This is a genomic window from Devosia sp. Z6_126, from assembly GCF_058133495.1.
Map to the genome: position 1 here is coordinate 851,068 of NZ_JBYUNO010000001.1, position 25,606 is coordinate 876,673.

Below are 25,606 nucleotides of genomic sequence, written 5' to 3' on the forward strand. Positions count from 1 at the left end.
CCGGCATCTGACCAACAGATGGCGAGCCCCCATTGCGACAATGCCAACCCCCAACCGCCGGCGCATCTGGAGATGAATTTGGCACAGCAAACTGTGACTAAAGAAGATTTTGAATCACTGTTGATGGACTCGTTCATCGACAACGAGCCTTTGGAAGGCACCGTCGTTAAGGGAACCGTGGTCGCGATCGAAAAGGATCTGGCGATCATCGATGTCGGTCTAAAGACCGAAGGGCGCATTGCGCTCAAGGAATTCGGCCAGGCTGGCCGTGACGGCACCATCACCGTCGGCTCGGTAGTGGAAGTCTATGTCGATCGCGTCGAGAACGCGATGGGCGAAGCGGTGCTGAGCCGCGAGAAGGCCCGCCGTGAAGAGAGCTGGGTCAAGCTCGAAGAAATGTACAACAATAACGAGCGCGTTGAAGGCACGATCTTCAACCAGGTCAAGGGCGGCTTCACGGTCGACCTCGAAGGCGCCATCGCCTTCCTGCCGCGCTCGCAGGTCGATATCCGCCCAATCCGCGATATCGCTCCCCTGATGAACGTTCCCCAGCCCTTCCAGATCCTCAAGATGGACAAGCGCCGCGGCAATATCGTCGTGTCGCGTCGCGCCATTCTGGAAGAATCCCGCGCTGAACAGCGTTCGGAAATCGTCCAGCAGCTGGAAGAAGGTCAGGTTGTCGACGGCGTGGTCAAGAACATCACCGATTACGGTGCGTTCGTGGACCTCGGCGGTATCGATGGTCTGCTCCACGTCACCGACATCGCTTGGCGCCGGGTCAATCACCCGTCCGAAGTGCTCACGATCGGCGAGACCATCAAGGTCCAGATCGTGCGCATCAACCACGAATCGCACCGCATCAGCCTGGGCATGAAGCAGTTGCAGGCCGATCCGTGGGAAGGCATCGAAGCCAAGTACCCGATCAACGCCAAGTTCTCCGGTCGCGTCACCAACATCACCGACTACGGTGCGTTTGTGGAGCTGGAGCCAGGCATTGAAGGCCTGATCCACGTCTCAGAAATGAGCTGGACCAAGAAGAACGTCCACCCCGGCAAGATCGTCTCCACCTCTCAGGAAGTGGAAGTGGTGGTGCTCGAGGTCGATCCCGACAAGCGCCGTATCTCGCTTGGCCTCAAGCAGACCCTGGCCAATCCGTGGGAATCGTTTGCTGACAAGTTCCCCGTGGGTTCGGTCATCGAAGGCGAAGTCAAGAACAAGACCGAATTTGGTTTGTTCATCGGCCTCGAAGGCGATGTGGACGGCATGGTGCACCTCAGCGACCTCGATTGGCAGAAGTCCGGCGAAATCGCGCTCGACGACTACAACCGCGGCGACATGGTTCAGGCCAAGGTGCTCGACGTCGATGTCGAGAAGGAACGCATCTCCCTGGGTATCAAGCAGCTAGCCACCGGCGAGACTGCATCCTCGGCTGAGGGCGAGACCGGCGGCATCCGCAAGGGCGCTGTGGTCACCGGCACCGTGATCGACGTCAACGATGGCGGCATTGAAGTCAAGCTGGCCGACAGCGACATGACGGCCTTCATCCGCCGCGCCGACTTGTCGCGCGATCGCAACGACCAGCGTCCCGAGCGTTTCAGCAAGGGCGAAAAGGTCGACGCACGCGTCACCCAGTACGATCGCAAGACCTCGCGCATCCAGCTCTCGATCAAGGCGCTGGAAATTGCCGAGGAAAAGGAAGCCGTGGCCAATTACGGTTCCTCCGATTCGGGCGCTTCGCTCGGCGACATCCTGGGCGCTGCGCTCAAGGGTCGCGACAACAACTAAGATTGGCTTCATGCCATCGGGACCCGCGCTTTCTAGCGCGGGTCCTTTCTTTTGTGGGTATGCCATGACAAGCAAGGGTATTCACTGGCGGGGCATGACGACGCTGGACCTGCCGGCGGTGCAAGCTATTGCCGCTTGCGTGCATCCCAGCTTTCCCGAGGATCTTGCGGTGTTTGCCGAGCGCCGCGCCTTGTACCCAGATGGCGCCTGGCTGCTGGACATCAACGGCACACCCAGCGGTTATTTCCTCACCCACCCTTGGACTGCCGGCACCATGCCGAAGCTCAATCAGCTTTACGGCACCCTGCCGAGCGGGCCGCGAACCTATTATCTGCACGATCTGGCACTTCTGCCCCAGGCTCGCGGCCATGGAGCCGCTGGAGTGATCGTCGAGCAGGTGCTGGACCATGCCAGGCGCGCCGGCTGCGCCACGGCTAGCCTTGCCGCCGTCAATGGCTCGGCGCCGTTCTGGAGCCGGCACGGCTTCGTCCCTGTTGATGTGCCCGAGTTGCGCGAAGCGCTGCTGAGCTATGAAGACGCCGCGCAATATATGGTGCGGCAACTGAGCTGACCCGCCGCGTGCTTGCTTTCCCGGGCGCGCCTCGCTACCGCTTGGCGGGCAAAGAGTGAGCCGATCATGACCGAGCAGCCTTCTCCCGAGCCTACCCGCCCGTTCGATCCGCATGGGGCGCTTGCTGCCGTCCACTTCCGCCGATCACGCGGTTGGTGGCGCATTGTTGCCGGGGTTGCCATTGTCGTGGCCATCCTGGCGCTGCTGGGTCGGTTCACCGGTGGCGATGGTGTGGTCGGCGACCACATTGCCCGGGTTGTGATCGATGGCGCGATCAGCACCAATCGTGATCGGCTGGAAGCGTTGAAAGAGCTCGCCGAGGACGACAGCGTGACCGCTGTCATCGTGGCCATCAACTCACCTGGCGGCACGACCGCGGGGGGCGAGGAACTCTATGAAGCGCTGAGCCGACTGCGCCAAACCAAACCTGTTGTCGCGGTGGTCCAGGAACTGGGCGCATCGGCCGCCTATATGACCGCCATCGCCGCAGATCGCGTTTTGGCGCGACGACTGTCCATCGTTGGCTCCATTGGCGTGCTGTACCAGCATGTGAATGCCGGCAAGCTGATGGATATAATTGGCGTCAATCTCGACAAGGTTGCTTCAGGCCCGCTCAAGGCTGAACCCGACTTTGATGAACCTTTGGTGGGCCCAGCGCGCGAATCCATCGCGGCACTCGTCAACGACAGTTTTGAGTGGTTCGTAGACGTAGTGGCCGAGCGACGGGGCTTGTCGCGCCCCGAAGCGCTGGCACTAGCGGACGGGCGTATTGTCACAGGGCGAATGGCTGTTGCAAGCAAACTGATCGACGGTATCGGGTCCGAGCGTGAGGCCGTCGAGTGGCTAGTGGCAGAGCGCGGCATTGCCGAGAATCTGGAGCTTGTGACCGCTTGGCCCAAACCTGATCAGGGTCTGGGCTGGATTGGCGCCATGATCTCCGGCCAAGCCCGGGCGGCACTCGGGCTGCCTCCTGCCGGTGCCATCGCGCTTGACGGGTTGGTTTCGCTTTGGCAGGTTGACCCCGCCTCGTGAGTGGGGACGGATTAGGGCACCTTCGGAGCCAAACATGATCAAGTCGGAACTCGTCGAGAAACTTGCGGCCGAAAATCCGCACCTGTTCCAGCGCGATATAGAAAACATCGTCAATGCTATCCTGGATGAGATCGGCGATGCGATGGCGCGGGGCGACCGCGTTGAGCTACGCGGCTTTGGCGCCTTTTCGGTCAAGAACCGGCCGGCGCGCCTCGGGCGCAATCCGCGTACTGGCGAGCAGGTGGATGTGGGGGAGAAATACGTTCCCCAGTTCAAGGCTGGCAAAGAAATCCGCGAGCGGCTAAACCGTTCGTAACGGGCACACAGCCCAAGGCAGCGCTTTTATGGTCAAGAAAATCGTCGGCTGGCTGGTTCTGGTGCCGCTATGCGCCCTTTTGATCGTGTTCGCGCTGGCCAACCGCCATTTCGTGCTGATCAACTTCAACCCGTTCGTGCCGGTCGAATCCATGGCGACACCCGGTTATGGCGTGCCGTTGTTCGTCGTACTGTATGTCGTGTTGCTGGTGGGCGTGCTCCTGGGGGGTATTGCCACCTGGTTCGCCCAGGCTCGCCATCGCAGTGGCGAGCGGCATTGGCGGCGTGAAGCCTATGCCTTTCAAAGCGAGCTTGAAAGCTTGCGCAAAACCCCGGCAGCGGGCGCAAACGCTCCCCTTGCTGAAGTCGACGATCTTCTGGAACTGCGCTGATGCGCAGCTTGCCCCCCAATTCGTGACAGGCGATGGCAGACCCCCTCATCATCAAGATTTGCGGCATCAAAACCACCGACATGCTCGAAACCGTCATTGCGGCGGGCGCCGACATGGTGGGCTTCGTGCATTTCGTGCGCTCGCCGCGCCACTGCACCATCGAGGATATTGCCGGGCTGATTTCCACGGCTCGCGGCCGGATCGAGAGCAGCGTGTTGCTGGTCAATCCAGACAATTCCTGCGTTGCCGAAGTAGCGGCGCTCGGCCCAGACTGGATCCAGTTGCATGGGCCCGAAAGCCCGCACCGCGTCGCGGCGATCCGCGCTGAAGCGGGCGTTGAGATTATCAAGGCGGTGCCGATCGGGACTGCCGAGGACGTCGCCAATGTGGCTGGTTTCTCTGAAGTGGCCGACCGTATTCTGCTTGATGCCAAGCCGCCCAAGGGCGCCGACCGGCCGGGCGGTCTCGGCGAGACCTTTGACTGGTCGCTGCTCGAGACGCTGGACCCGGCGGTTCCCTTCATGCTGTCTGGGGGTCTGACGCCCGCGACTGTCGCTGATGCCATCCGTACCGTGCGCCCGATGGGCGTCGATGTGTCCTCGGGTGTGGAATCAGCGCCTGGCGTAAAAGACAAACGCCTGGTCGAAGCCTTTATCCGGAACGCCCGCGCCGCGCTTTGAGTTTGCAATTGGGACGTTGCAGGGCCTATTGAAGCGGCAAGCTCCGGCTTCCTTTCTGCTCCGCGATCGATTGGCGAGACCCCATGGACGGCATCAACTCTTTACGCAATGGCCCTGATGAAGCGGGCCGCTTTGGCCCATATGGCGGCCGGTTCGTTGCCGAAACGCTGATGCCGCTGATTTTGGATCTGGAGGCTGCCTATCGCGCAGCGCAAAAAGATCCCGCCTTTGCCGCCGAACTGAACGACCTGTCGACCCATTACGCCGGCCGGCCCAGCCCGCTTTATTTTGCCGAGCGGCTGACTGAGCATCTTGGCGGAGCCAAGGTATGGTTCAAGCGCGAAGAGCTCAATCATACCGGATCGCACAAGATCAATAATTGCCTCGGGCAGATCCTGCTCGCACGCCGCATGGGCAAGACGCGGGTGATCGCCGAGACTGGCGCGGGCCAGCACGGTGTGGCGACCGCTACCGTTTGCGCCAAGTTCAATCTGCCCTGCACTATCTTCATGGGTGCGACCGATGTCGAGCGGCAGATGCCGAACGTGTTGCGCATGAAGATGCTGGGCGCCGAAGTGCGCCCCGTCACCGCCGGCGCCGGAACGCTCAAGGACGCTATGAATGAGGCGCTGCGCGACTGGGTGACCAATGTTGAATCCACATATTACCTGATCGGCACCGCCGCGGGCCCCCATCCCTATCCCGAGATGGTGCGCGATTTTCAGTCGGTAATCGGCACCGAACTTAAGGAGCAGTTCCGGCAAGCCGAGGGCAAGCTGCCCGAAGCGATCGTGGCCTGCGTCGGTGGTGGCTCCAATGCCATCGGCACCTTCCACGCCTTTCTTGATGATCCGGAAGTCGCCATCTACGGCGCCGAGGCAGGCGGCCATGGCATCGAGGTGGAGAACGGCCATGCGGCCTCGATGACCGGCGGCCGCCCCGGCGTGCTGCACGGCAACCGCACCTATTTGCTGCAGGACCGCGACGGGCAGATCCTTGAAGGTCACTCGATTTCGGCCGGCCTCGATTATCCCGGCGTCGGACCCGAGCACTCTTTCCTGCACGACACCCAGCGCGTCACCTATGTGCCCATCACGGACACCGAAGCCGTCGAAGCCTTCCAGCTGTGTACCCGGCTAGAGGGCATCATCCCGGCGCTGGAATCGGCCCATGGCCTGGCGCAGGTGATCAAGCTCGCCCCCACGATGTCGAAGGACCAGTCGGTGGTGCTATGCCTCTCGGGCCGGGGTGACAAGGATGTGGAGAGCGTTGGCCGACGCCTGGGTCTGCTCTGACGCGACAGCGGCTGTCGTTGACAGCTGCCCGCTTCTGCTCCTAAACCGCCCAGCTGCTCCCATCGGAACCATTCATGTTTCAGTCCCGTATCGACAAGCGTTTTGCCCAGCTCAAGACCGAGGGCCGCCCGGCGCTCGTGACCTTTGTGATGGCGGGGGATCCTGATCTCGCCACGGGCCAGGCCATTTTCGAAGCCTTGCCGCAAGCGGGCGCCGATGTGATCGAGCTGGGCATGCCGTTTTCCGACCCCATGGCCGATGGCGTTGCCATTCAGTTGGCGGGTCAGCGAGCGCTGGCTTCGGGCCAGACCTTGCGCGGCGTGCTCGGCATGGTGGAAGATTTCCGCCGTAAGGATGAAACCACGCCGGTTGTGCTGATGGGCTACTACAATCCCATCTTCTCGTTTGGGGTTGAGCGTTTTGTCGCCGCCGCCAAGGAAGCAGGCGTTGACGGGCTGATTATTGTCGACCTGCCCCCCGAGGAGGATGAGGAGCTGTGCCTGCCTGCGCTCGCGGCTGGCATCAACTTCATTCGCCTGACCACGCCGACGACGGACGACAAACGCCTGCCCAAGGTGCTGCAGAACACGTCCGGCTTTGTGTATTACGTATCTATGACCGGCGTGACAGGATCGGCGATCAAGTCGCGCGGCGCTGTCGGCGAGGCGGTTGACCGGATCAAGGCCCATACCAATCTGCCGGTCGCCGTTGGCTTTGGCATCAAGACCGCAGAAGACGCCGCCGAGATCGGGCGCCATGCCGATGGCATCGTGGTTGGCTCGGTTCTGGTGGACGCGGTGCGCAATTCGCTGCAAGACGGCAAGGCCACCGGCGCAACCGTTGGGGCAGTGCGCGACTTGGTGGCGACCCTTGCCGGCGGCGTGCGGCGCGCCCGCGCGTGAAACCTCGCCACATTGGCGATTGTGGTCGCCGCTGATAACAATGCCACAATCGTCTCCTAAGCCATCCTTTCGCGACCAATCCGCCGAGGCTTTCGCATGAACTGGATCGATAATTTCGTCCGCCCGAAAATCCGCTCGTTCCTCAACACGAAGCGCGACACGCCGGAAAATCTCTGGGTCAAGGACCCTGAGTCGGGCGAGATGGTGTTCTATCGCGATCTGGAAGCCAACCAGTGGGTGGTGCCCAATTCCGGCTACCACATGAAGATCAAGCCGGCCGATCGGCTCGCCACCTTCATGGACGAAGGCCGCTATGACCTGGTGCCTGTTCCGGCCGTGCCGCAGGACCCGCTGAAATTCCGCGATCAGAAGCGCTACACCGATCGCCTCAAGGAAAATCGCACCAAGACGGGTCACGAAGATGCGGTGATCGTGGCCACCGGCACGCTTTATGGCCATCCAATCACGGTGACGGTGCAGGACTTCGACTTCATGGGCGGCTCGCTCGGCATGGCGGCCGGCCAGGGCATCATCACTGGGCTTGAAACCGCGCTCGAGCGCAAGACCCCGCTGGTGTTGTTTGTGGCCTCAGGCGGCGCGCGCATGCAGGAAGGCATCCTGTCGTTGATGCAGATGCCGCGCACCACGGTTGCCGTGCTGCGGCTGCGCGAAGCGGGGCTGCCCTTCTTTGTCGTGTTCACCAATCCCACCACCGGCGGCGTTACCGCCTCCTATGCGATGCTGGGTGATGTGCATATTGCCGAACCGGGCGCCTTAATCTGCTTTGCCGGGCCGCGCGTTATCGAGCAGACCATTCGCGAAAAGCTGCCCGAGGGCTTCCAGCGCTCGGAATATCTCTATGAGCACGGCATGGTCGACATGGTAGTGCACCGCCACAATCTGCGCTCCACCATCGGCTCGCTTGCCGGCATCTTCACCAAGACCGAGCCGGTAGCGGAACTCGCCTCGTCCTCACCGCTGCTGCAGCAGGTAACGCTGCGTGAAGTGGCGGTGGCGGCAGAAGCGGATGACGAGGCGCGGCCGCAGCCCCCGGCCTATGCCGAATAGCGCCGGCCGCTGATTGCGACTGATCAGCCGATCTCGCGCTGCTCGCTTGAGCGGCGGCAAGATCGGGGCTAGGGAGTGCCGTCCAGTCAGGGGGCCCCATGTCGCGTACCGACCTCATTTTACAACGCCTTTCGGGGCTTCATCCCAAATTGATCGATTTGGGGCTGGAGCGTATCGAACGGCTGCTTGAGGCGCTGGGGCGGCCACAGGATCGGCTGCCGCCGGTGATCCATGTCGCGGGCACCAATGGCAAGGGCTCGACCATCGCCTTCATGCGCGCCTTTCTGGAGGCCGCGGGGCAATCGGTGCATGTCTACAGCTCCCCTCACCTCGTGCGCTTCAACGAGCGCATCCGGCTTGGTGGGCAGCTCGTGCCGACGCGCCGCCTCAACGAGGCCTTGGAGCGGGTGGAGCGGGTCAATGGGGGCGAAAACATCACCCTCTTCGAGGTGACCACCGCCGCCGCGTTCCTGCTATTCAGCGAAACACCGGCTGATTTCCTGCTGCTCGAAGTGGGCATGGGCGGCATCTATGACACCACCAATGTCGTGGCCCAGCCCCGAGGCGTCGTTATCACACCCGTGGACCTCGATCACCAGGTATTCCTTGGCAACACCATTGCCGAAATCGCCGTCAGCAAGGCCGGCATTCTCAAGCGCGGCAGCCCGGCCGTCGTCGGCTATCAACAGCCTGAAGGTCGCGATGTGATCGAGCGGGCGGCACGCCGACTTGGCGTTCACCCCGCGTTTCAAGGCGAGGTTTTTCACGGGCATCTGGAAGATGGGCGTCTGGTGTTCCAGGATGGCGATGGCCTCCTCGATCTGCCTCCGCCAGCCCTTTTTGGCGATCACCAGGTGGACAATGCCAGCCTCGCCATTGCCGCCGTACGGCGCTTCGGTTTGCCGGTCGACAAGCAGGCACTGGAGAGGGGGCTGAGGACGGTTTCCTGGCCCGCGCGCATGACCCCGCTCACGGGCAAGTTGCGCGATGCCTTGCCCCCCGATGCAGAACTCTGGCTCGATGGTGGCCATAATGCCCATGGCGCTGCCGCACTGGCCCGCGCGCTGGCGGCTCTCCAGGGCCAGCGCCCAGCCCCGCTGGTGCTGATCATGGGTATGATGAACAACCGCTCGCCTGCGATCTTCCTTGAGCCCCTCAGGCAATTCAATCCGCAGGTTGTGGGTTTGACCATTCCCGGCGAAACCAATGCCCACGAGGCTTCCGCTATCGCGCAAGCCGCCCAGGCACTTGGCCTTGAGGCCAGGCCCCAGCGCTCGCTTGGCGCCGCGATCCGCAAGGCCGCGGGTGTTCCGAGCGCGCGGGTCGTGATTTGCGGCTCGCTATATCTTGCCGGGCACGCGCTGGCGCTCAATGGCACGCCGCCCCACTGAGCAGCGTCACCGCACACAAAAACACCGCCGGATCGCTCCGGCGGTGTCAGCTAATCTCGTGATCGGTCGATCAGCTTAGGCGGCGTGCGAGGACAGCCACTTGCTGAGGCCGGCCTTGGGCGTGCCGGCGCCGATCTTCATGTCGGCCGCTTCACCGTCCTTGAACAAGATCATGGTCGGGATGGAGCGAACGCCGTATTTGACGGTGGTGGAGGGGTTTTCGTCGATGTTGAGCTTGACGATCTTGACCTTACCAGCCAACTCGGTCGACAGCTCATCGAGCACGGGTGCGATCGCCCGGCAGGGCCCGCACCATTCGGCCCAGAAATCGACCAGAACGGGCTCTTTGGAATTCAGAACTTCCTCGCCGAAATTGGCGTCGGAAACGTGTTTGGTCATCAAAATTGCCTTTTGGTTGAAAGCGGTGCTTTGTTTGCTCCCAAAGCTGGGAAGAGTCTAGCGTTTCAGCAAGCAGACTCACCGGATGGTGAAACCCTCGCGCGCCTCGTGCAAGAGGTGGGGTGGAAGATACATCAATGATTCCAGCGTCGTCCACAGGATGGCGGCCCGCACCCGCAGTCCAGGGAAGAGCTGTTCTGCAACCAGTGCATACAACCCCAGCTGGGTCAGGTAGTTCCGCGCCACTCGTTCAGGTGCATCAGGAACGATGGCGTCGGATTTGAAGTCGATCACCAGAACGCCGTCGGCATCGACGACGATACGGTCCATGCGCCCCGCCAGCCGAATTGGCTCGCCGTTTTGGGCGGCATCAAACAGAAACGGCACCTCCGCGCGGCTCGAGGCGCCGAAGAGCCCCGCCAGCTCGGGCCGGGTCAGGATGGAGATAGCCTTGGTGCCCACGACCGTCTGTCGTTCGGGCGCCTCGGGCAAGAGCGCTGCGACCGCCTTAGGCACGACCTGGGGCCAAAGCGCGGGCTCCACCCTGCCGAGATGCTGCAGCAGCGCATGGAGCGCAATACCCTCGCGCCGCGAAGCCTCGGCGTCGCGCACCCCTTCAAGCGCGGTGCTAAAGGGGGTACGTGGCGCGCCCTGCGTGCCCGCTCCAGCGGGCGTGACGGTGGGAATGGCGCGGAATGTTGGCAGAGGCTCAAGCGCAAGCGTGCCGCCGCTCTGGGCCTCCTGGGCAGTCCTGCCGGACAAGGCGGCCGGTTGCTCGCGATCGCGTGGAAAGACCAGCGCGGTTTCTACGCCATCGCTATCCGTGGTGCTTTGGCTTAGCGGGCGAAGCGCGGCTTCCACGGCTGCATACCAACTGCCCTCGAGCTGCTTTCCGGCGTCGGTCCCGGGAGTGAGCGCGCCCGTCAGGTAAAGCTCGTCTTCGGCCCGGGTCATGCCGACATAAAGCTTGCGCCAATATTCATTCAGCAGATTGGCATCGATCCGCTGCTTGAGGGGCGAGGTTTCGGGCAAGTGCCCGTTCGCCCCGCTCGCATGGATCAGGAGCGGGCCGGGATAGTCCGGCACAAGGTAGATCGGCCGACCCACCTGTTGCGGGCGTGGTTTGTTGACGGCATCGGCAAGGATCACGATCGGGGCCTCGAGCCCCTTGGCGCCATGCACAGTCATGATGCGCACCCCTGCCCCCGATTCCGGCAGTTCCCGCTTGACGGTACCGCCAAGCCCCCGCATCGCCGCGACAAACCCTAGCAGCGAAGGTTGTTCGGTCTGCTCGTGGGCGAGAGCCAGTTCCAGTAACGCGGCCAGCACGTCGTCCACTTCGCTGCCGAGCCGGGCGTGAAAGCGCGCAAGCCCGTTTTCGGCATAAAGCACCTGCGCGAGAAACTCGAACGGGCGCTCGAAATCGAGCTCGCCGCGCCAGCGATGGAGCCGTTCGTAAGCCTCGGCGCAAGGGGCAATCGCACATCGGCTGAGGGCCTGCCACAGGCTTTGCCCCCGCGCCCGCCCATGACTGAGGCCGAACAGATCATCCTCGGTGATGTCGAACAAGGGCGAGCGCAGCAAGGCGGCCAGTTGCAGATCGTCGGCGGGGTTAAGCAGCACGTCGCAGAGCGCCAAGAGGTCCATGACCGCGATGTGGCTCGTGACGCCCAACCGGTCGGCGCCCGGGGTGGGCAGGTCCCATTTGCGGAGCGCCCGGATGATCTCGGCAAAAAGCGGCCCCCGCGATTGCACGAGAATGAGAACGTCATCGGCGCGCACGGGGCGGCCGCGGCCGGTGAGGGGGCGGCTCCCCTTGATCCAGCCGCTGATCTCGGCGGCGATGCGTTCGGCGACCTGCCGCGGCGCGGTCTGCTCGGTGGGTGGGACGCTGGTGGGCCATTCATCGCCCCCCTTGCCGCCCGCCGGCTGCTGCAGCGGTGGCCACAGGGTCACCGTACCCCCGCGCATGGTGCGGGCGGCCTGGTGCTCCACCGGCTCGTTTTCCAGCAGGGCTTCACGCATCTCGGGGCTGTTAGTGACGAGGTCCACCGCCTGCAAGATTTCTGGCAGGGTGCGGAAGCTCGTGCGCAGGGGCACCGGCAGGAAGGGAGCATCGGCTTCAGCGGCCAGCCGGCGGTAGAGCTGGCCGGTTTCGCCAAAGAGTTCAGGTTGGGCGCCCTGAAACGAATAGATGGATTGCTTCTGATCGCCCACAGCAAAGAGCGAACGCGGCCGCGTCACCGCCCCTTCGCCGGCAAAAAACTCGGCGGTGATCGCCTTGACCACCCGCCATTGCTCGCCATTAGTATCCTGGGACTCATCGACGAGGATGTGATCGATCCCGGCATCGAGCTTGTAGCGCACCCATTCGCCCGCTTCGCGCTCGAAGAGGTCGGCAAGCCGCTCCACCAGGTCGTCGAAATCGAGCTTGGACTGCCGGCGCTTGGCATCCTCATAGCGTTGGTGGATGGCGCCCAGGATCTGAAAAAAGGCCTCGCTACGCTCCACCAGTTCGAGCTTGCTCAATTCCGCATCGAGCCGAACCACGCGCTCCTGCTCGCGGGTCAGCAGATCGAAGAGATCGGGGCGCTTGGCCTGCTGGGCGGCCGTGAGCAGGCGCGAACGCGGCCCCTTGTCTGTCAGGAACAGGCGCCGCAACTCACCCTGGGTGATCAGATCGGGATTGCAGCGCGCGAGCATGTCAACAAAGCGCGCACCTACCCCCTTAAGGGGATCGCCGGCAAATATCGTTACGAGATCACGGCAGCTAAGCGCGTTGAGCAGTGTATCGTTCTGGAGCTCGGCTTCCACTTCGGCGCTGGAGCGGTTGCCGGCATCCACCAGACGCCGGAGATTCGCATTGGCCCGATCGGGATGCTGCAGCACAGTCTTGAGCTTGCGCCCATCAGCCAGGGCATCGGCAATGGCCTTGCGGATTTGGTCATCCGAAAGGGCGCGAAAGAGGGTTTCGACGGCCCCTTCGACGCCAATGCCCTCGGCCAGCACCGCTTCGCGGGCGCCGAGCAGCATATCTTCGCGCGTGTCATCTTCCACTACGGAGAAGTCGAAGGGCACCCGCGCTTCGAGTGGAAACCGATGCAGCACGCTTTCGCAGAAAGCGTGAATGGTGTTGATGCGCAGACCCCCCGGGGTTTCCAGCGCGCGGGCAAACAAGGTGCGGGCGCGTTCGCGCATGGCGGGGCGAAAGCTTGCGCCCTCAAGCTCGCGCAGGTCCTCTTCGAGCGCCGGCTCTTCCATGGTTGCCCAGCGCGCCAATTCGCGCGCCACCCGGCGCCGCATCTCGGCGGCCGCGGCCTTGGTATAGGTCAGGCACAAAATTGCCTGTGGATCGACGCCGGCCAGCAGGAGGCGCAGGACGCGGCGCGTGAGCACGAAGGTCTTGCCCGAGCCGGCATTGGCCGACACCCAGATTGAGAGGCCCGGATCGGCTGCCTGGGCCTGATTGGCGCGGGTATTGAACGGGACCTGAAGTTCGCCGCGATCGCTCACTGGTCGCCCTCCGTGCCATCCATGGCGCTCCATTCGGCAACCCGGGCGAGATGATCATAGGCGCCGGCAAAGCGCTGGCCGGCCATGGGCAAGAGCCGGGACGGCATGGGCGTTTGGCGCAACAGAAAATACTCCATATGGGCCTGGGCCCGACGCGCCAGTTCGTCCGCTGCCGACATCAGGTCATGCCCTTCGGGGGGAACAAAGGACTTGGGCACAAAGGCGTCAGGACCCAAGCCAACCTTCACATAGGTCAGGGCAGCCGTATCGGCGGGCGCCACACCCTCCAGCGCGCCGACGCGCGCCATTTGCGCTTCGAGCAGCAACTGGGGCACCTGGAAGTTCTGCATCGCGGCCTTGTTGGGCGGAGTGCCGGTCTTGAAGTCGATGATCTCGAGCGTGCCATCGACACGCTCGTCAACCCGGTCCGCGCGGCCGGTGATGCGCATGGGTTCCTTGAGCTTGAGCGCCCAGTCGCCATCGATCTCGGCATGCCGGCGCCGAATCTCGGCATCCCGGCTGCGCTCCCAGTCAAGGAACTGCCGGGCAGCGGTATCGAAGCGGCGCAGCCAGATGTCGCGCCGCTCGGAAATGGCGTCGAGCCCGGCGAATTTGACGCGCGCAATGGCATTGAGGATGTCGATGGCGTCCGCGGCCATCGCATCATGACCATCGATCACGAACTGGGCAAAGATGTCGTGGATGATGGTGCCGCGTTCGCGGGCATCGGGCGGGCTGCCCAAGGCATCGATCGGGCGCAGGCCCAGCACGTGCTTGGCATAGAGATCATAGGGCGAGCGCATCAGGGTTTCGATCTCAGTGACCGAAAGGCGCCGTGGGCGCACTTCCACCGGCGGATTGGGTGCGGGACGGGTCGCCGGTAGCACGGCCGCTACCGCGTCAAGCGCCCGCGCCTCTACGCACCAGCGGCTGCCGCGCGAACGCAACGCCTTGATGCACACGTCCCCTGCAAAGGCTTCGAGGCGTTGCACGAGGCGCGAGGCAATGGCGGGGCTCGTGCCGATGCGTTCGGAAAAGGCGAGCAGCACTTCGCCATTACCCAGCGCCTGGGCAAAGTCGTGCGCGGCGAGGCCCTGCCGCCGCTCGGGCGGCTCGAGCCCGGCGGAAAGACGCATGCCGCGGCTGAGCCAGGGGCCGGGATCGGCCGGTTCGGGCCATTTGTCTTCGTTGAGCGCGGCGAGGATCAGCAGATCGGGGTTTTGCAGGCGCCCTTCGAGCTGTCCCCAGATGGTGATGTCAGTGCGCCGGGTTTCAAGCGTGCGCACCTGGAACCCGGCCATGAGGGCACGCAGCACCGCGTCAAGGCCGCGTGGGGCAAAGCGAAGGCCCTGCTCGCCGTGACCATCGAGTTCATTGGCCCAGGCCTCGAGTTCCCGGCGCGCCGGGATATCGGCGCCATCGGCGACACCGACAAAGCCGGCCAGCAAGGCCGAGGCGAGACCCGCCGCCGTGATCTCGGGCGCCGCCAGCAGCGCCTGCAAGGGCGCGAGGGCCGCCTCCACCATGTCGAGCAAGCCCGATATGTCGGCGCCCGCCCGCGGGTCCAGTCGTAAGGCCGGGAAGGCGGTGGTGCCATCGATGTTGGCCGTCAGCAGGGTGCGAATGCCGTCAAGGCCGGGGCTGGAGCGCTGCCCACGCAAAAGGCCCAGCTCGATCATGTCAGCGACCCGGGCGATCTCGCCACGGGAGCGGCCAAAAAGGGCGGCGCGGTTGCGCAGCAATGCCATGAGGTCAACGGCCGCACAGCCATTGGTGGCGAGCGCAAGGATTTCACGCACCAGCCGTCCCGCGGCAGATTGATAAAGGGGAGCGCCGGCGGCGTCATCCACCCGAACGTCCCAACGGGCCAGTTCCGCAGCAATCCGGCGCGCGAGGTTACGATCAGGCGTGACGATGCCCACGGTCTTGCGCTCTGCAAGCGCCGCTCGGGCCGCCAGGGCAATGGCGCGTGCTTCCTCGTCTTCGGTGCGCGCGGCAAGAATGCTCATGCCTGAAGTGGCGAGCGCAAGGGTTTCCTCGCTCATGCGCTGCTCGGACCAAATAGCGGTTTGGGGCGTTGGCGCGAGCGCGAGACGGACCAGGTCGGTACGGGCGGCGGGGGTATCCTCAAGCTCGATCACCTCACCGATCCCCGCTCCAAGCCCGCGCAGCAGCTTACTCAACCCATATTGCGGGTGGCCATGGGGATTGTTGGCATAATCAAGCAAAGCGGCATGATCAGCCTCGCTCATCGTCGTATCGAAGCCGGGCAGCACCAGCGCACCGCGAGGGAGCCGTTGAATGGCATCCAGAAGCCGCGCCGTTGCGGGAATGGAGCCCGTGGATCCGGCCGCAATTACCGGCCGGCCACCATAAAGCAAGGGCGCGGCGGCCGCCTGCCGGTCGAGGCGCAATGAGCGCAATGCGGCCGGATCGGCACGGCCCCGCTCGCGCAGGTGCTCGGGCCAGAACTGCAGGGCGATATCGAGAAAGCGCAGGGTTTGCTGCCAATAAGCACCGAGATTGCTTTCCACCCCGGCGGCGATGGCGCGCAGGTCGCCAGCGGTGCGCTCCTCGGTGGTCAGGTCGTCGATCAGCTCTCCCAGCGACTCGGCCATGGAGAGGATTTCGCCGGCCGTGGGCGGGGTAGAAAATGCTGCGCGCCCTTCGCTGGTATCGGCCCAGGCGCCAACCAGGCGCGAGAGCACCAGGCGCCGCTCCAGCCCGGACGCGGCCGGCGGCAGCAAGGGCGCATCGAAGGGCGGCAGGAACGGCTCTTCATCCTCCACTTCGCCACCAAAGGTCCGAATATCGGGCAATAGACCACCGCCACGCTGCCGAAAGGCCTCAGCAAGCCCTAGACGGGCGCGCTGCGTCGGGACAATCACGGTGACGTCGCTCAACCAGAAGGGCTGGCTGCGGTCCCAATCGCCCAACAGCGTGCCATCAAGAATTCGATCTGCCAGCCTGGGCAGGAAGGGCGCATGGGGCGCAATGGAAAAGATTGTCACGCCAGTTCCTGCTCCGCCGCCGCCAGTGCCTCGGGGTCGCCGACGTGAAACCAGTGTGCGTTCAACGCTACGCCGGCAAGGGTTTCCCGCTCCATTGCCCGGTCGAACAATTTGGTGAGGGAAAATGCCCCATCCGGGGTATCGGCAAAGGCCGCTTTGCCGAGGAGAGCGACGCCGGCATAGATTACCGGCGCGCCATAGTCCGGCGTGACCCTGCCGAAGGGATCAAGACAGAAATCGTGACTGCGCCCGAACCCCGTTGCCCGGCTGGGATGGACACAAAGCAGCACAGTTTCGGCTTCTCCTCCTTCCCAGCGCTCGAGCATGCGGGCGAGCGGCGTGTCAGCGCCGGGGAGCCAGAAGGCATCGGTGTTCATGACGAGGATCGGGTCGGAATGAAGCATGGGCAGCGCTGCCTTAACCCCGCCACCGGTGCCCAGCAGCGTGTCTTCCCGCGACACCTTGAGCAGGCCGCCGAAATGGGCGAGCAGCTGGTCGGCCCGATAATGGGCGTTGGCAACAAAGCGCTTGGCCCCTTCAGCGCGCGCACTTGCCATGACGCGCTCGATCAGCGGGGTGCCACTCACCGGTACAAGCGGCTTAGGCAAGGTTTGGGTGATGGGCCGAAGCCGGGTGCCAAGGCCGGCGGCCAGCAGCATGACGTCAGGGAATCGAGCGATTTCGGTCATGGGCCGATATGAAGGGCTGGACTCGACCCTGTCCAGACCTAGAGTTCTCGCTGTTGGTCCCCTGAACGCCGCCAGCCATGGGCAGGCTTTGCCCACCTTCACGCCAACGAGATATCAAGCTTTCTTTATATCCGCCTTGACCGCTACGGCCCCCGGTGCCAAAACCACCCCTGAAGAGGGGAAATGCTGCCCTTCTGACGGTAGCGGAGAACAAGGCGTGGCACGCTCTTCTTATCTTTTCACCTCTGAGTCGGTTTCGGAAGGCCATCCGGACAAGGTCTGCGACCGCATTTCCGATGAAATCGTGGATCTCGTCTTTCGCGAAGCCAAAAAAACCGGCATGGACCCGGCCAAGGTCCGCATTGCCTGCGAAACGCTGGCGACCACAAACCGCGTGGTGATCGCGGGTGAAGTGCGCGTGCCCGAAACATTGCTGAAAAAGGACAAGGACGGTAATGTCGTGCTCGACGGTGCCGGCCAGCCACGCGTCAATCCGGCTAAGTTCAAGGCCGCGGCCCGCAAGGCGATCCGTGCCATCGGTTATGAGCAGGCAGGCTTTCACTGGAAAACCTGCAAGATCGACGTGCTGCTGCATGGGCAATCCGCCGATATCGCAGCTGGTGTGGATGAGGCGGGCAACAAGGATGTCGGCGCGGGAGACCAGGGGATCATGTTCGGCTATGCCAGCCGCGAAACCCCCGAACTGCTGCCAGCACCGATCTTTTATGCCCACAAGATTCTCGATGTGCTGACCCAGGCGCGCAAGTCGGGAGTGGGTCCGGCGGCCGTGCTGGGGCCCGATGCGAAATCGCAGGTGACGGTGCGCTATGAGAACGGCAAGCCGGTTGGTGTTACCCAGATCGTGCTCTCGACGCAGCACCTTGATGAAGACCTGACCTCGGCCGATGTGCGAACGATTGTCGAACCCTTCGTGCGCGAGGCCCTGCCCGACGGCTGGATCGATGACGCGACGGTGTGGCACGTCAATCCAACCGGCAAGTTCGTGGTTGGTGGCCCCGATGGCGATGCCGGACTGACCGGCCGCAAGATCATTGTCGATACTTATGGCGGGGCTGCCCCCCATGGTGGTGGCGCCTTTTCAGGCAAGGATCCGACCAAGGTGGATCGGTCGGCCGCTTATGCAGCACGCTATCTCGCCAAGAATGTCGTAGCAGCAGGTCTGGCCGATCGCGCGACCATTCAGCTGTCCTATGCCATTGGCGTGGCACAGCCACTCTCGATCTATGTGGACCTGCATGGCACCGGCAAGGTCGAGGAAGAAGCCGTGGAGCTGGCTCTGGGCCAGGTGATGGATCTGACCCCGCGCGGTATCCGCACCCATCTCGATCTCAACAAGCCCATCTATGCCAAGACCTCCGCCTATGGCCATTTCGGCCGCAAGGCCGGACGGGATGGTTCGTTTTCGTGGGAAAAAACCGACCTCGTAGGGGCGCTCAAGGCGGCGGTAAAGTAGGAGCCCTTGGCGTAACGGGCAGCGGCCTGCTATAGCCGCGAACCTGATGACCAAGACCGCTCACCAACTTCCGCAAACGCGCGCGGGTGAACCGCGCGCTTTTTTTGGCCGCCGTTCCGGCAAGAAGCTGCATGGCGGGCAGCAGGCGGTGTTCGACGCCACCCTGCCCGCGCTTGAGATCGAGCTCGAAGGATCACTCGATCCCCGCTCGCTGTTTCCCGACGCCAACGAGATCATCGTTGAGATCGGCTATGGTGGGGGCGAGCATCTTGCCCTTGAGGCCGGCCGGCATCCGCAAACCGGCTTTATCGGCTGCGAAGTGTTTACCGGCGGCATCGGCAAGATGGTGCAGACCATCGCCGCGCAGAGGCTGCGCAATATCAGGCTCTTTACCGATGATGCCCTCAAGCTGCTGATGGCGCTGCCGGACGCCAGCCTAGATGGCGTTTACCTGCTTTATCCCGATCCCTGGCCCAAAACGCGACACCACAAGCGGCGCTTTGTGTCGCCGACAACACTGGGGGAACTCGCGCGAGTGATCCGCCCCGGTGGGAAGTTCTATTTCGCCACCGACATTGAGGATTACGCCAATTGGTGCCTCGCTCATATCCTGCGCAGCCCCGATTTCGCGTTCAATCCCGGTGGTGGGGGCGAGTGGCACGAGCCTTATCCTGGCTGGGAAGCGACGCGGTACGAGACCAAGGCGCGCCGGGAAGGCCGGATGGTGTCGTTCTACTTCAGTTTCGAGCGTCGCTGATGGAAGCCTTGCAGCGCTGGCAATACAGCGCTATATAAGGGTTCAACATCTCTGGCAGTTTGCAGAGTGGGCGCCTTCCCGGCCCCGCTCTTTTTTATTACCTGAAGGTTCAATGCCAATCGATCTTACTGAAAAACGCTTCATCAAGGAAACCGGACTCGAGCAACGGCTGGCAGCCATTATCGAGCCGGTCGCCAACAGCCTTGGTTATGCCCTGGTGCGGGTGAAGGTCACCCAGGAAAATGGCATGACCTTGCAGATCATGGCCGAGGACGAGAACGGCCGCTTTGCAATCACCGATTGCGAAACCCTGTCCAAGGATCTCTCCCCGGTGCTGGATGTCGAGGACCCGATCGACCGCGAATATCACCTGGAAGTGTCGTCGCCAGGCATTGATCGCCCGCTGGTGCGCCGCCGCGACTTCGAGACCTATATCGGTCATGAAGCCAAGGTGGAACTGGCCGATGCCCTTAATGGCCGCAAGCGCTTCCGCGGCATCATTAAGGCCGTCGAGGATGATGCCTTCGTCATTACCATTCCCGATGCGCCGGGCGGCACCGATCCCGATTTCCGCCTGCCCTTTACGGCTCTTGCCGAAGCCAAGCTGGTTATGACCGATGCCTTGATGGAAAAGGCGCGGATCGACCAGGAAGCTCATCCCATCGATGACGACGAAACGGAAACGGTTGAGTTCACCGATCCCGGCGACGACGATCAAGACGACCAAATCGTTCAGGAGACCCACTAAATGGCCGTTAGCGCGAACAGACTCGAGCTCTTGCAGATTGCAGATGCCGTCGCCCGCGAGAAATCGATCGACCGCATGGTTGTGATCGAAGCCATGCAGGACGCCATGGAAAAGGCCGCCAAGGGCCGCTATGGCGCGGAAACCGAGATCAAGGTCGAGATCAATCCCCGCTCGGGTGAGACCCGGATGTGGCGCCTGCTGGAAATTGTTGACGAGGTTGAAGAGCCCAGCCGTCAGGTTGACCTGAAGACCGCCCAGATCAAATCGCCTACCGCCAAGATCGGCGACTTCCTGACCGAACCCCTGCCCCCAATGGAATTTGGGCGCATTGCCGCTCAGTCGGCCAAGCAGGTTATCGTGCAAAAGGTGCGCGATGCCGAGCGCGAGCGCATGTATGACGAATACTTCAACCGCATTGGCGAAATCGTCAACGGCACCGTCAAGCGCGTTGAATACGGCAATGTGATCGTGGATCTGGGCCGGGGCGAAGCCATTATCCGGCGCGACGAGCTGATTCCGCGCGAAATGTTCCGCTATGGCGATCGCGTGCGCGCCTATGTCTATGACGTGCGCCGCGAACAGCGTGGGCCGCAGATTTTCCTGTCGCGCACCCATCCGCAGTTCATGGCCAAGCTGTTCATGCAGGAAGTGCCCGAGATTTATGATGGCATCATCACCATCCGCTCGATTGCCCGTGACCCCGGCTCGCGCGCCAAGATCGCGGTAACCTCCTCGGACTCTTCCATCGACCCCGTGGGCGCTTGCGTTGGTATGCGCGGCTCGCGCGTGCAGGCTGTTGTGGGCGAACTGCAGGGCGAAAAGATCGACATCATCCCATGGACCGACTCCATTGCCGATCTGGTGGTTTCGGCGCTGCAGCCGGCAGATGTTGCCAAGGTTGTGCTCGATGAGCAGGCCGAGCGTATCGAAGTGGTGGTACCCGATGAGCAGCTGAGCCTTGCCATTGGCCGCCGTGGCCAGAATGTCCGTCTTGCCAGCCAGCTCATTGGCTGGGATATCGATATCCTGACCGAGCAGGAAGAAAGCGAGCGGCGTCAGAAAGAATTCACCGAACGCTCGACCCTGTTCATGGATGCCCTTGACGTGGACGAGATGGTTGCCCAACTACTGGCTTCTGAAGGCTTCTCGTCGGTTGAAGAACTCGCCTATATCGAACTCGATGAAATCGCCTCGATTGAGGGTTTTGACGAAGAAACCGCCGCAGAAATCCAGAACCGCGCGACCGAATATCTGGCCGCCATTGATCGGGCTCACGACGAGGAGCGCCAGACACTCGGTGTTGAGGACGATCTTTACGAGATCCCGGGCCTGACTGCCGCCATGCTGGTTGCTCTGGGCAAGGATGACATCAAGACCGTCGAAGACTTCGCGGGCTGCGCCGCCGACGACCTCGTGGGCTGGAGTGAGCGCAAGGACGGCGAAACCAAGCGGTTCGAAGGCACGTTGAAGGACTTCCCGGTCAGCCGCGAGGAAGCTGAAGACATGATCATGCAGGCGCGGGTGCGGGCCGGCTGGATCAACGAAGACGAACTGCCTGGCGCGCAGGCTGAAGAAGGCGAAGACACTCAAGCAGAGGCGGCGGTTTAAGCCGCCTCAAGGCAAGGGAGCTCCGTTTGGGCCGGCGCGAAGAAACAACGCGGATGTGCGCGCTGACTCGGCAAGAAAAGCCGGTCGCCGAGCTGATCCGTTTTGTGCTCGGCCCCGACGGGGTCCTGGCCCCTGACACAGAGGCGAAGGCGGATGGGCGGGGCGTCTGGATCAGCCTCAACCAGCAGGCCGTTGCCGAGGCGGTGAAAAAGAAGGTGTTCGGGCGCAGCCTCAAAAGCGAGGTTGTGGTCCCCGAAGACCTGCCCGAGCTGGTGCGAACCCGGCTTGAGCAGCGCTTGTTGCAGGCCCTGAGCATGACGCGCAAGGCGGGGCAGCTGGTGACCGGGGCGACCAAAGTTCGCGGTCTGCTTGCCGCGGGCGAGTTGGTTGCGCTGATCACCGCGTCCGACGCCTCGGCGGATGGACGCAGCAAGATGGTAGGACCCCTCAAGGCCCTTCATCACGCCGCACGCGAAGAAGGCGTGGACGACTTTGAAGTGCCTCATCTCGAATTGCTCTCTTCGGAGCAATTGGGTTTGGCACTTGGCCAGGAAAATGTGATACATGCTGCCCTAACGAAAGGGGCGGCAGCCCAATCGGCAGTGGAAAAGGCCCGCAGACTGGCCCTTTACACCGCCCAAGCGATGGCCGACAGCACCGACCGCCCTGCGGTTGACGGTGCTGTTTTGCCAGACGAACGAGTTTGAGAGACGCGAGATACATGGCTGATAACGACGACAAGCGCATCGACGACACTTCTGGCGGGGGCAAGAAGACGTTGACATTGAAGGGGGGTCCGGGTGCCGGAAACCGCCCCGGCATGTCGCGTCCACAGTCGCGTACCGTGGTGGTCGAGAAGCGCACGCGCCGCGTGCCGACGCCGGGCGCCCCGAGTGGTGCACCGCAGCGGCCCCAGTCAGCGGCTCCGGCCCCTGCCGCCGCGGCGAGCCAGCGGCCAGCGCAAAGCCAGCGCCCTCCCCAGAGCCAGCGTCCGCCGCAAGGTCGCCCGGCCGGGCAGAGCCGTGCCCCCTTGGGCCTGTCAGCTGCTGAAGCTGAAGCCCGGCGCAACGCCCTGTTGCAGGCCGGCGCGCGCCAGGCGGAGGAGCAACAGCGCTTTGCCGCCGAGGAAGCCCGCCGCGTTGAGGAAGATGCCCGCCGCCGCCAGGTGCGTGAAGAGGCGGCCCGGCTCGAAGAAGAGCGCCGTCGCGCCAGCGAAGCGGCATCAGAGACACCTGAGCCATCCAGCCCTGCCCCTCAGGCTGAAGCAGCTCCAGTTGCAGCTCCGGCCGAGACATCGGCTCCCACTCCTGCCCCGGCAGAAGCTGCTGCACCCGTTGTTCCAGCGTCTCAGCGCAATCCCGGGCCGAGCAGCGTTCGTGTGGTTGCCGGCCGCCCAGGCCAGCCGCCTCGGCCAACGCGCCCGGCAGGCGACCGCCCCAACCCCAATCTGCGCCCCGCAAGCGAGCGCGGCGCAGGCGCTGCACTGCGCCCCGGTGCTGCCACGGCCCGTCCGTCGGGCACTGCCACTCGTCCCGCGGAGGCTCGTCGTCCAGCGGGCGCTGGCATGGCACCGATCGGCAATGTGCCGCCAGCACCGCCCAGCGAAGCCGATGGTCGCAAGATCCGCACCAGCGCGCCCACCAATCGTGGCCCGATCAGTGAAGCTGAACTGGAAAATGCCCGCCGCGCATCGCGCGCCACGCCGGAGCGTCCGACGCGCCGCGTTGGTGAGGATGCCAATGCTCGCGGCCGGTTGACGGTTACCAATGCCGGCGCCGAAAGCGACCGTGATCGCGGTCCCTCGCTGGCTGCAATGCGCCGTCGTCGCGACAAGAAGATGGGCCGCAACCAGCAGGTGGCGCCCAAGCTTAGCCGTGAAGTGACCATTCCCGAGGCGATCACCGTCCAGGAACTGGCCAACCGCATGGCCGAGCGCGCCGTTGACGTCATCAAGCTGTTGATGGCCCAGGGCCAGATGATGAAGATCAACGACATCCTCGATGCCGATACGGCCGAGCTGATTGCGACCGAACTCGGTCACACCGTCAAGCGCGTGTCGGAAGCCGATGTTGAAGAAGGGCTTTATGATCTGCCCACCGATGACCGGGCTGAGGATCTGACTAATCGTGCGCCCGTCGTGACCATCATGGGTCACGTGGACCACGGCAAGACCTCCCTGCTCGACGCCATCCGCGAAGCCAATGTGGTGAGCGGGGAAGCCGGTGGCATCACCCAGCATATCGGCGCCTATCAGGTGGAAAAGAACGGTGCACGGATCACCTTCCTCGACACCCCGGGCCACGAAGCCTTTACCGCCATGCGTGCCCGTGGTGCGCAGGCGACCGACATTGCCGTTTTGGTTGTGGCAGCCGATGACGGCGTGATGCCTCAGACCATTGAATCCATCAAGCACGCCAAGGCGGCCGGTGTTCCGATCATCGTGGCCATCAACAAGATGGACAAGCCCGATGCCAACCCGACCCGGGTTCGCACCGAGTTGCTGCAGCACGAGGTGTTTGTTGAAACCATGGGCGGCGACGTGCTCGACGTCGAGGTTTCCGCCAAGACGCGCGATGGCCTCGACAAGTTGCTCGAAACCATCCTGCTGCAGGCCGAAGTGCTTGAGCTACGCGTGGCGCGCGACGGCCGTGCCGAAGGCCTTGTGATTGAAGCCAAGCTCGACCGCGGTCGCGGTGCCGTTGCGACGGTGCTGGTGCAGCGCGGCACGCTGGCGATCGGCGACATCGTGGTGGCTGGTACCGAATTTGCACGCGTTCGTGCGCTGATCAACGATCAGGGCGAACAAGTCAAAGAGGCCGGTCCCTCGGTCCCTGTTGAGGTGCTGGGCTTTACCGGCGTGCCAAGCGCTGGTGATCGGTTCTCGGTGGTTGAAAGCGAAGCACGGGCTCGTGAGGTTACCGAGTACCGACAGCGCGTTATCCGCGAGAAGACTGCTGGTGGCGGCGCGACCAGCCTTGAGCAGATGATGAACCAGCTCAAGGCCTCGGGCATTGCCAAGTTCCCCTTGATTATCAAGGGCGACGTGCAGGGTTCGGTGGAAGCGATCGTGGCTTCGCTCAACAAGCTCTCAACCGATGAAGTGTCGGCGCAGATCCTGATGAGCGCCGTGGGCGGGATCACTGAATCGGACGTGACCCTGGCTTCGGCCTCGAACGCGATCGTTATCGGTTTCAACGTGCGTGCCAACAAGCAGGCCACGGATCTTGCGACCCGCGACGGGATCGAAATTCGCTACTACAACATCATCTATGATCTTGTGGATGATGTGAAAAATGCGATGAGCGGGTTGCTCAAGCCTGAGCGCCGCGAGACCTTCATTGGTAATGCGGAGATCCTTGAGGTCTTCCAGATCACCAAGGTCGGCAAGGTCGCCGGTTGCCGCATTACCGAAGGCATGGTGGAGCGTGGCTCGGGCGTGCGTTTGATCCGCGACAACGTCGTGATCCACGAAGGAAAGCTCAAGACTCTCAAGCGCTTCAAGGATGAAGTGAAGGAAGTCCAGACCGGCCAGGAATGCGGTATGGCCTTCGAGAACTACGAGGACATGCGTCCCGGCGACGTCATCGAATGCTTCCGCGTCGAGACGGTGCAGCGCACGCTGTAGGCTTAAAAAACACAGAAATTGAAAGGGGCGCGGATCGGATCCGCGCCCTTTTTTGTTGCCTTGGCCACAAAGGGGCCATGTAGCTGAACGGGTTCTGAACAGCCGCTGAGGACTTGTTCATGCGCGAAGCGGCACACCTAGCCGCGCCCCTGCCGATCGCCGCCCAAGCGCAGATATGAGGCGCACAAAAAACTGCACGTGGACCGGGAATCAAATGGCGGCAAACAAAAAGCCCGCTCTCAAGGAGAGCGGGCTTTTGATGCTGGACCGGGTCATTGCCGCGACAGCGGCGTTCTTTGGTTCGGTGACTACGGGATCCGAAAAAAGGAGCCCCGCTGCCGCGGCAATGAC

General features: G+C 63.1%; 19 protein-coding genes and 1 pseudogene. 16 read left to right on the top strand and 4 right to left on the bottom strand.

The features are described from left to right. Positions 1-72: 72 nt before the first annotated feature. The 10 genes from rpsA (at position 73) to AC3YOG_RS04220 (ending at position 9,431) form a co-directional block, all read left to right on the top strand. A complete protein-coding gene (gene rpsA / locus AC3YOG_RS04175) occupies positions 73-1,785 on the top strand; it encodes a 30S ribosomal protein S1 (protein WP_127755045.1) in 1,713 nt (570 codons plus the stop codon). Between the two features lie 64 nt (positions 1,786-1,849). Then, positions 1,850-2,356 carry a GNAT family N-acetyltransferase gene (locus AC3YOG_RS04180; RefSeq protein ID WP_489934189.1) on the top strand — a complete coding sequence of 169 codons (507 nt, stop codon included), beginning with the start codon at positions 1,850-1,852 and terminating at the stop codon, positions 2,354-2,356. 66 nt (positions 2,357-2,422) lie between these two features. Further along, positions 2,423-3,388 carry a signal peptide peptidase SppA gene (gene sppA / locus AC3YOG_RS04185; protein ID WP_489934190.1) on the top strand — a complete coding sequence of 322 codons (966 nt, stop codon included), beginning with the start codon at positions 2,423-2,425 and terminating at the stop codon, positions 3,386-3,388. A gap of 34 nt (positions 3,389-3,422) precedes the next feature. Beyond that, complete coding sequence (locus AC3YOG_RS04190) at positions 3,423-3,704, top strand: integration host factor subunit beta (RefSeq protein ID WP_127755043.1); 282 nt, start codon at positions 3,423-3,425, stop codon at positions 3,702-3,704. Between the two features lie 28 nt (positions 3,705-3,732). Next, on the top strand, positions 3,733-4,095 hold the full coding sequence (locus tag AC3YOG_RS04195) for a lipopolysaccharide assembly protein LapA domain-containing protein (RefSeq protein ID WP_127755042.1): 363 nt from the start codon (positions 3,733-3,735) through the stop codon (positions 4,093-4,095). A 32-nt stretch (positions 4,096-4,127) separates the two neighbouring features. Then, positions 4,128-4,775 carry a phosphoribosylanthranilate isomerase gene (locus tag AC3YOG_RS04200; protein ID WP_489934191.1) on the top strand — a complete coding sequence of 216 codons (648 nt, stop codon included), beginning with the start codon at positions 4,128-4,130 and terminating at the stop codon, positions 4,773-4,775. 83 nt (positions 4,776-4,858) lie between these two features. Further along, positions 4,859-6,070: a tryptophan synthase subunit beta gene (gene trpB, locus AC3YOG_RS04205; protein ID WP_172121754.1), complete on the top strand. Its 1,212-nt coding sequence runs from the start codon at positions 4,859-4,861 to the stop codon at positions 6,068-6,070. A 74-nt stretch (positions 6,071-6,144) separates the two neighbouring features. Further along, positions 6,145-6,972, top strand: a complete 828-nt coding sequence (trpA, locus tag AC3YOG_RS04210; protein ID WP_127755039.1) for a tryptophan synthase subunit alpha — start codon at positions 6,145-6,147, stop codon at positions 6,970-6,972. Positions 6,973-7,068: 96 nt separating this feature from the next. Continuing rightward, on the top strand, positions 7,069-8,040 hold the full coding sequence (gene accD / locus AC3YOG_RS04215) for an acetyl-CoA carboxylase, carboxyltransferase subunit beta (protein ID WP_489889455.1): 972 nt from the start codon (positions 7,069-7,071) through the stop codon (positions 8,038-8,040). Between the two features lie 98 nt (positions 8,041-8,138). Next, positions 8,139-9,431, top strand: a complete 1,293-nt coding sequence (locus AC3YOG_RS04220; protein WP_489934192.1) for a bifunctional folylpolyglutamate synthase/dihydrofolate synthase — start codon at positions 8,139-8,141, stop codon at positions 9,429-9,431. 75 nt (positions 9,432-9,506) lie between these two features. On the opposite strand, the gene trxA is transcribed toward AC3YOG_RS04220, so the two are convergent. From trxA to AC3YOG_RS04240, 4 genes are all read right to left on the bottom strand, one after another. Further along, entirely contained in the window at positions 9,507-9,833 is a 327-nt protein-coding gene (trxA, locus tag AC3YOG_RS04225) for a thioredoxin (protein WP_489889457.1), read from the bottom strand. 75 nt (positions 9,834-9,908) lie between these two features. Then, positions 9,909-13,343 carry a double-strand break repair helicase AddA gene (gene addA, locus AC3YOG_RS04230; protein ID WP_489934193.1) on the bottom strand — a complete coding sequence of 1,145 codons (3,435 nt, stop codon included), beginning with the start codon at positions 13,341-13,343 and terminating at the stop codon, positions 9,909-9,911. Then, the gene (addB, locus tag AC3YOG_RS04235; RefSeq protein WP_489934194.1) at positions 13,340-16,354 is read right to left on the bottom strand and encodes a double-strand break repair protein AddB; all 3,015 of its coding nucleotides are present in this window, start codon (positions 16,352-16,354) and stop codon (positions 13,340-13,342) included. The genes addA and addB overlap by 4 nt, the downstream gene beginning before the upstream one ends. Continuing rightward, on the bottom strand, positions 16,351-17,043 hold the full coding sequence (locus AC3YOG_RS04240) for a nucleotidyltransferase family protein (RefSeq protein WP_127755033.1): 693 nt from the start codon (positions 17,041-17,043) through the stop codon (positions 16,351-16,353). Before AC3YOG_RS04240 ends, addB begins: the two co-directional genes overlap by 4 nt. 217 nt (positions 17,044-17,260) lie before the next feature. Here AC3YOG_RS04240 and metK point away from each other — a divergent pair, with 217 nt between their 5' ends. The 6 genes and pseudogenes from metK to infB all read left to right on the top strand — a co-directional run. After that, complete coding sequence (gene metK, locus AC3YOG_RS04245; protein WP_127755032.1) at positions 17,261-18,517, top strand: methionine adenosyltransferase; 1,257 nt, start codon at positions 17,261-17,263, stop codon at positions 18,515-18,517. A gap of 46 nt (positions 18,518-18,563) precedes the next feature. Next, the gene (trmB, locus tag AC3YOG_RS04250; RefSeq protein ID WP_127755031.1) at positions 18,564-19,274 is read left to right on the top strand and encodes a tRNA (guanosine(46)-N7)-methyltransferase TrmB; all 711 of its coding nucleotides are present in this window, start codon (positions 18,564-18,566) and stop codon (positions 19,272-19,274) included. Positions 19,275-19,386: 112 nt separating this feature from the next. Further along, entirely contained in the window at positions 19,387-20,022 is a 636-nt protein-coding gene (gene rimP, locus AC3YOG_RS04255; RefSeq protein ID WP_489934195.1) for a ribosome maturation factor RimP, read from the top strand. Beyond that, positions 20,023-21,630 (top strand): transcription termination factor NusA, encoded by a 1,608-nt coding sequence (gene nusA, locus AC3YOG_RS04260; RefSeq protein ID WP_489934196.1) that lies wholly within the window; start codon positions 20,023-20,025, stop codon positions 21,628-21,630. Positions 21,631-21,656: 26 nt separating this feature from the next. Further along, complete coding sequence (locus AC3YOG_RS04265) at positions 21,657-22,337, top strand: RNA-binding protein (RefSeq protein WP_489934197.1); 681 nt, start codon at positions 21,657-21,659, stop codon at positions 22,335-22,337. Positions 22,338-22,876: 539 nt separating this feature from the next. Next, positions 22,877-25,255 (top strand): annotated as a pseudogene (infB, locus tag AC3YOG_RS04270) (translation initiation factor IF-2); the annotation flags it as partial. Positions 25,256-25,606: the final 351 nt, after the last annotated feature.

Bases quoted from the DNA above. Each gene is read 5' to 3' on its own strand.
- AC3YOG_RS04200 (WP_489934191.1), top strand. From the start codon at position 4,128: ATGGCAGACCCCCTCATCATCAAGATTTGCGGCATCAAAACCACCGAC.
- AC3YOG_RS04180 (WP_489934189.1), top strand. From the start codon at position 1,850: ATGACAAGCAAGGGTATTCACTGGCGGGGCATGACGACGCTGGACCTG.
- trpB (WP_172121754.1), top strand. From the start codon at position 4,859: ATGGACGGCATCAACTCTTTACGCAATGGCCCTGATGAAGCGGGCCGC.
- accD (WP_489889455.1), top strand. From the start codon at position 7,069: ATGAACTGGATCGATAATTTCGTCCGCCCGAAAATCCGCTCGTTCCTC.
- nusA (WP_489934196.1), top strand. From the start codon at position 20,023: ATGGCCGTTAGCGCGAACAGACTCGAGCTCTTGCAGATTGCAGATGCC.
- sppA (WP_489934190.1), top strand. From the start codon at position 2,423: ATGACCGAGCAGCCTTCTCCCGAGCCTACCCGCCCGTTCGATCCGCAT.
- rpsA (WP_127755045.1), top strand. From the start codon at position 73: ATGAATTTGGCACAGCAAACTGTGACTAAAGAAGATTTTGAATCACTG.
- AC3YOG_RS04240 (WP_127755033.1), bottom strand. From the start codon at position 17,043: ATGACCGAAATCGCTCGATTCCCTGACGTCATGCTGCTGGCCGCCGGC.
- rimP (WP_489934195.1), top strand. From the start codon at position 19,387: ATGCCAATCGATCTTACTGAAAAACGCTTCATCAAGGAAACCGGACTC.
- trpA (WP_127755039.1), top strand. From the start codon at position 6,145: ATGTTTCAGTCCCGTATCGACAAGCGTTTTGCCCAGCTCAAGACCGAG.
- AC3YOG_RS04190 (WP_127755043.1), top strand. From the start codon at position 3,423: ATGATCAAGTCGGAACTCGTCGAGAAACTTGCGGCCGAAAATCCGCAC.
- AC3YOG_RS04195 (WP_127755042.1), top strand. From the start codon at position 3,733: ATGGTCAAGAAAATCGTCGGCTGGCTGGTTCTGGTGCCGCTATGCGCC.
- trmB (WP_127755031.1), top strand. From the start codon at position 18,564: ATGACCAAGACCGCTCACCAACTTCCGCAAACGCGCGCGGGTGAACCG.
- AC3YOG_RS04220 (WP_489934192.1), top strand. From the start codon at position 8,139: ATGTCGCGTACCGACCTCATTTTACAACGCCTTTCGGGGCTTCATCCC.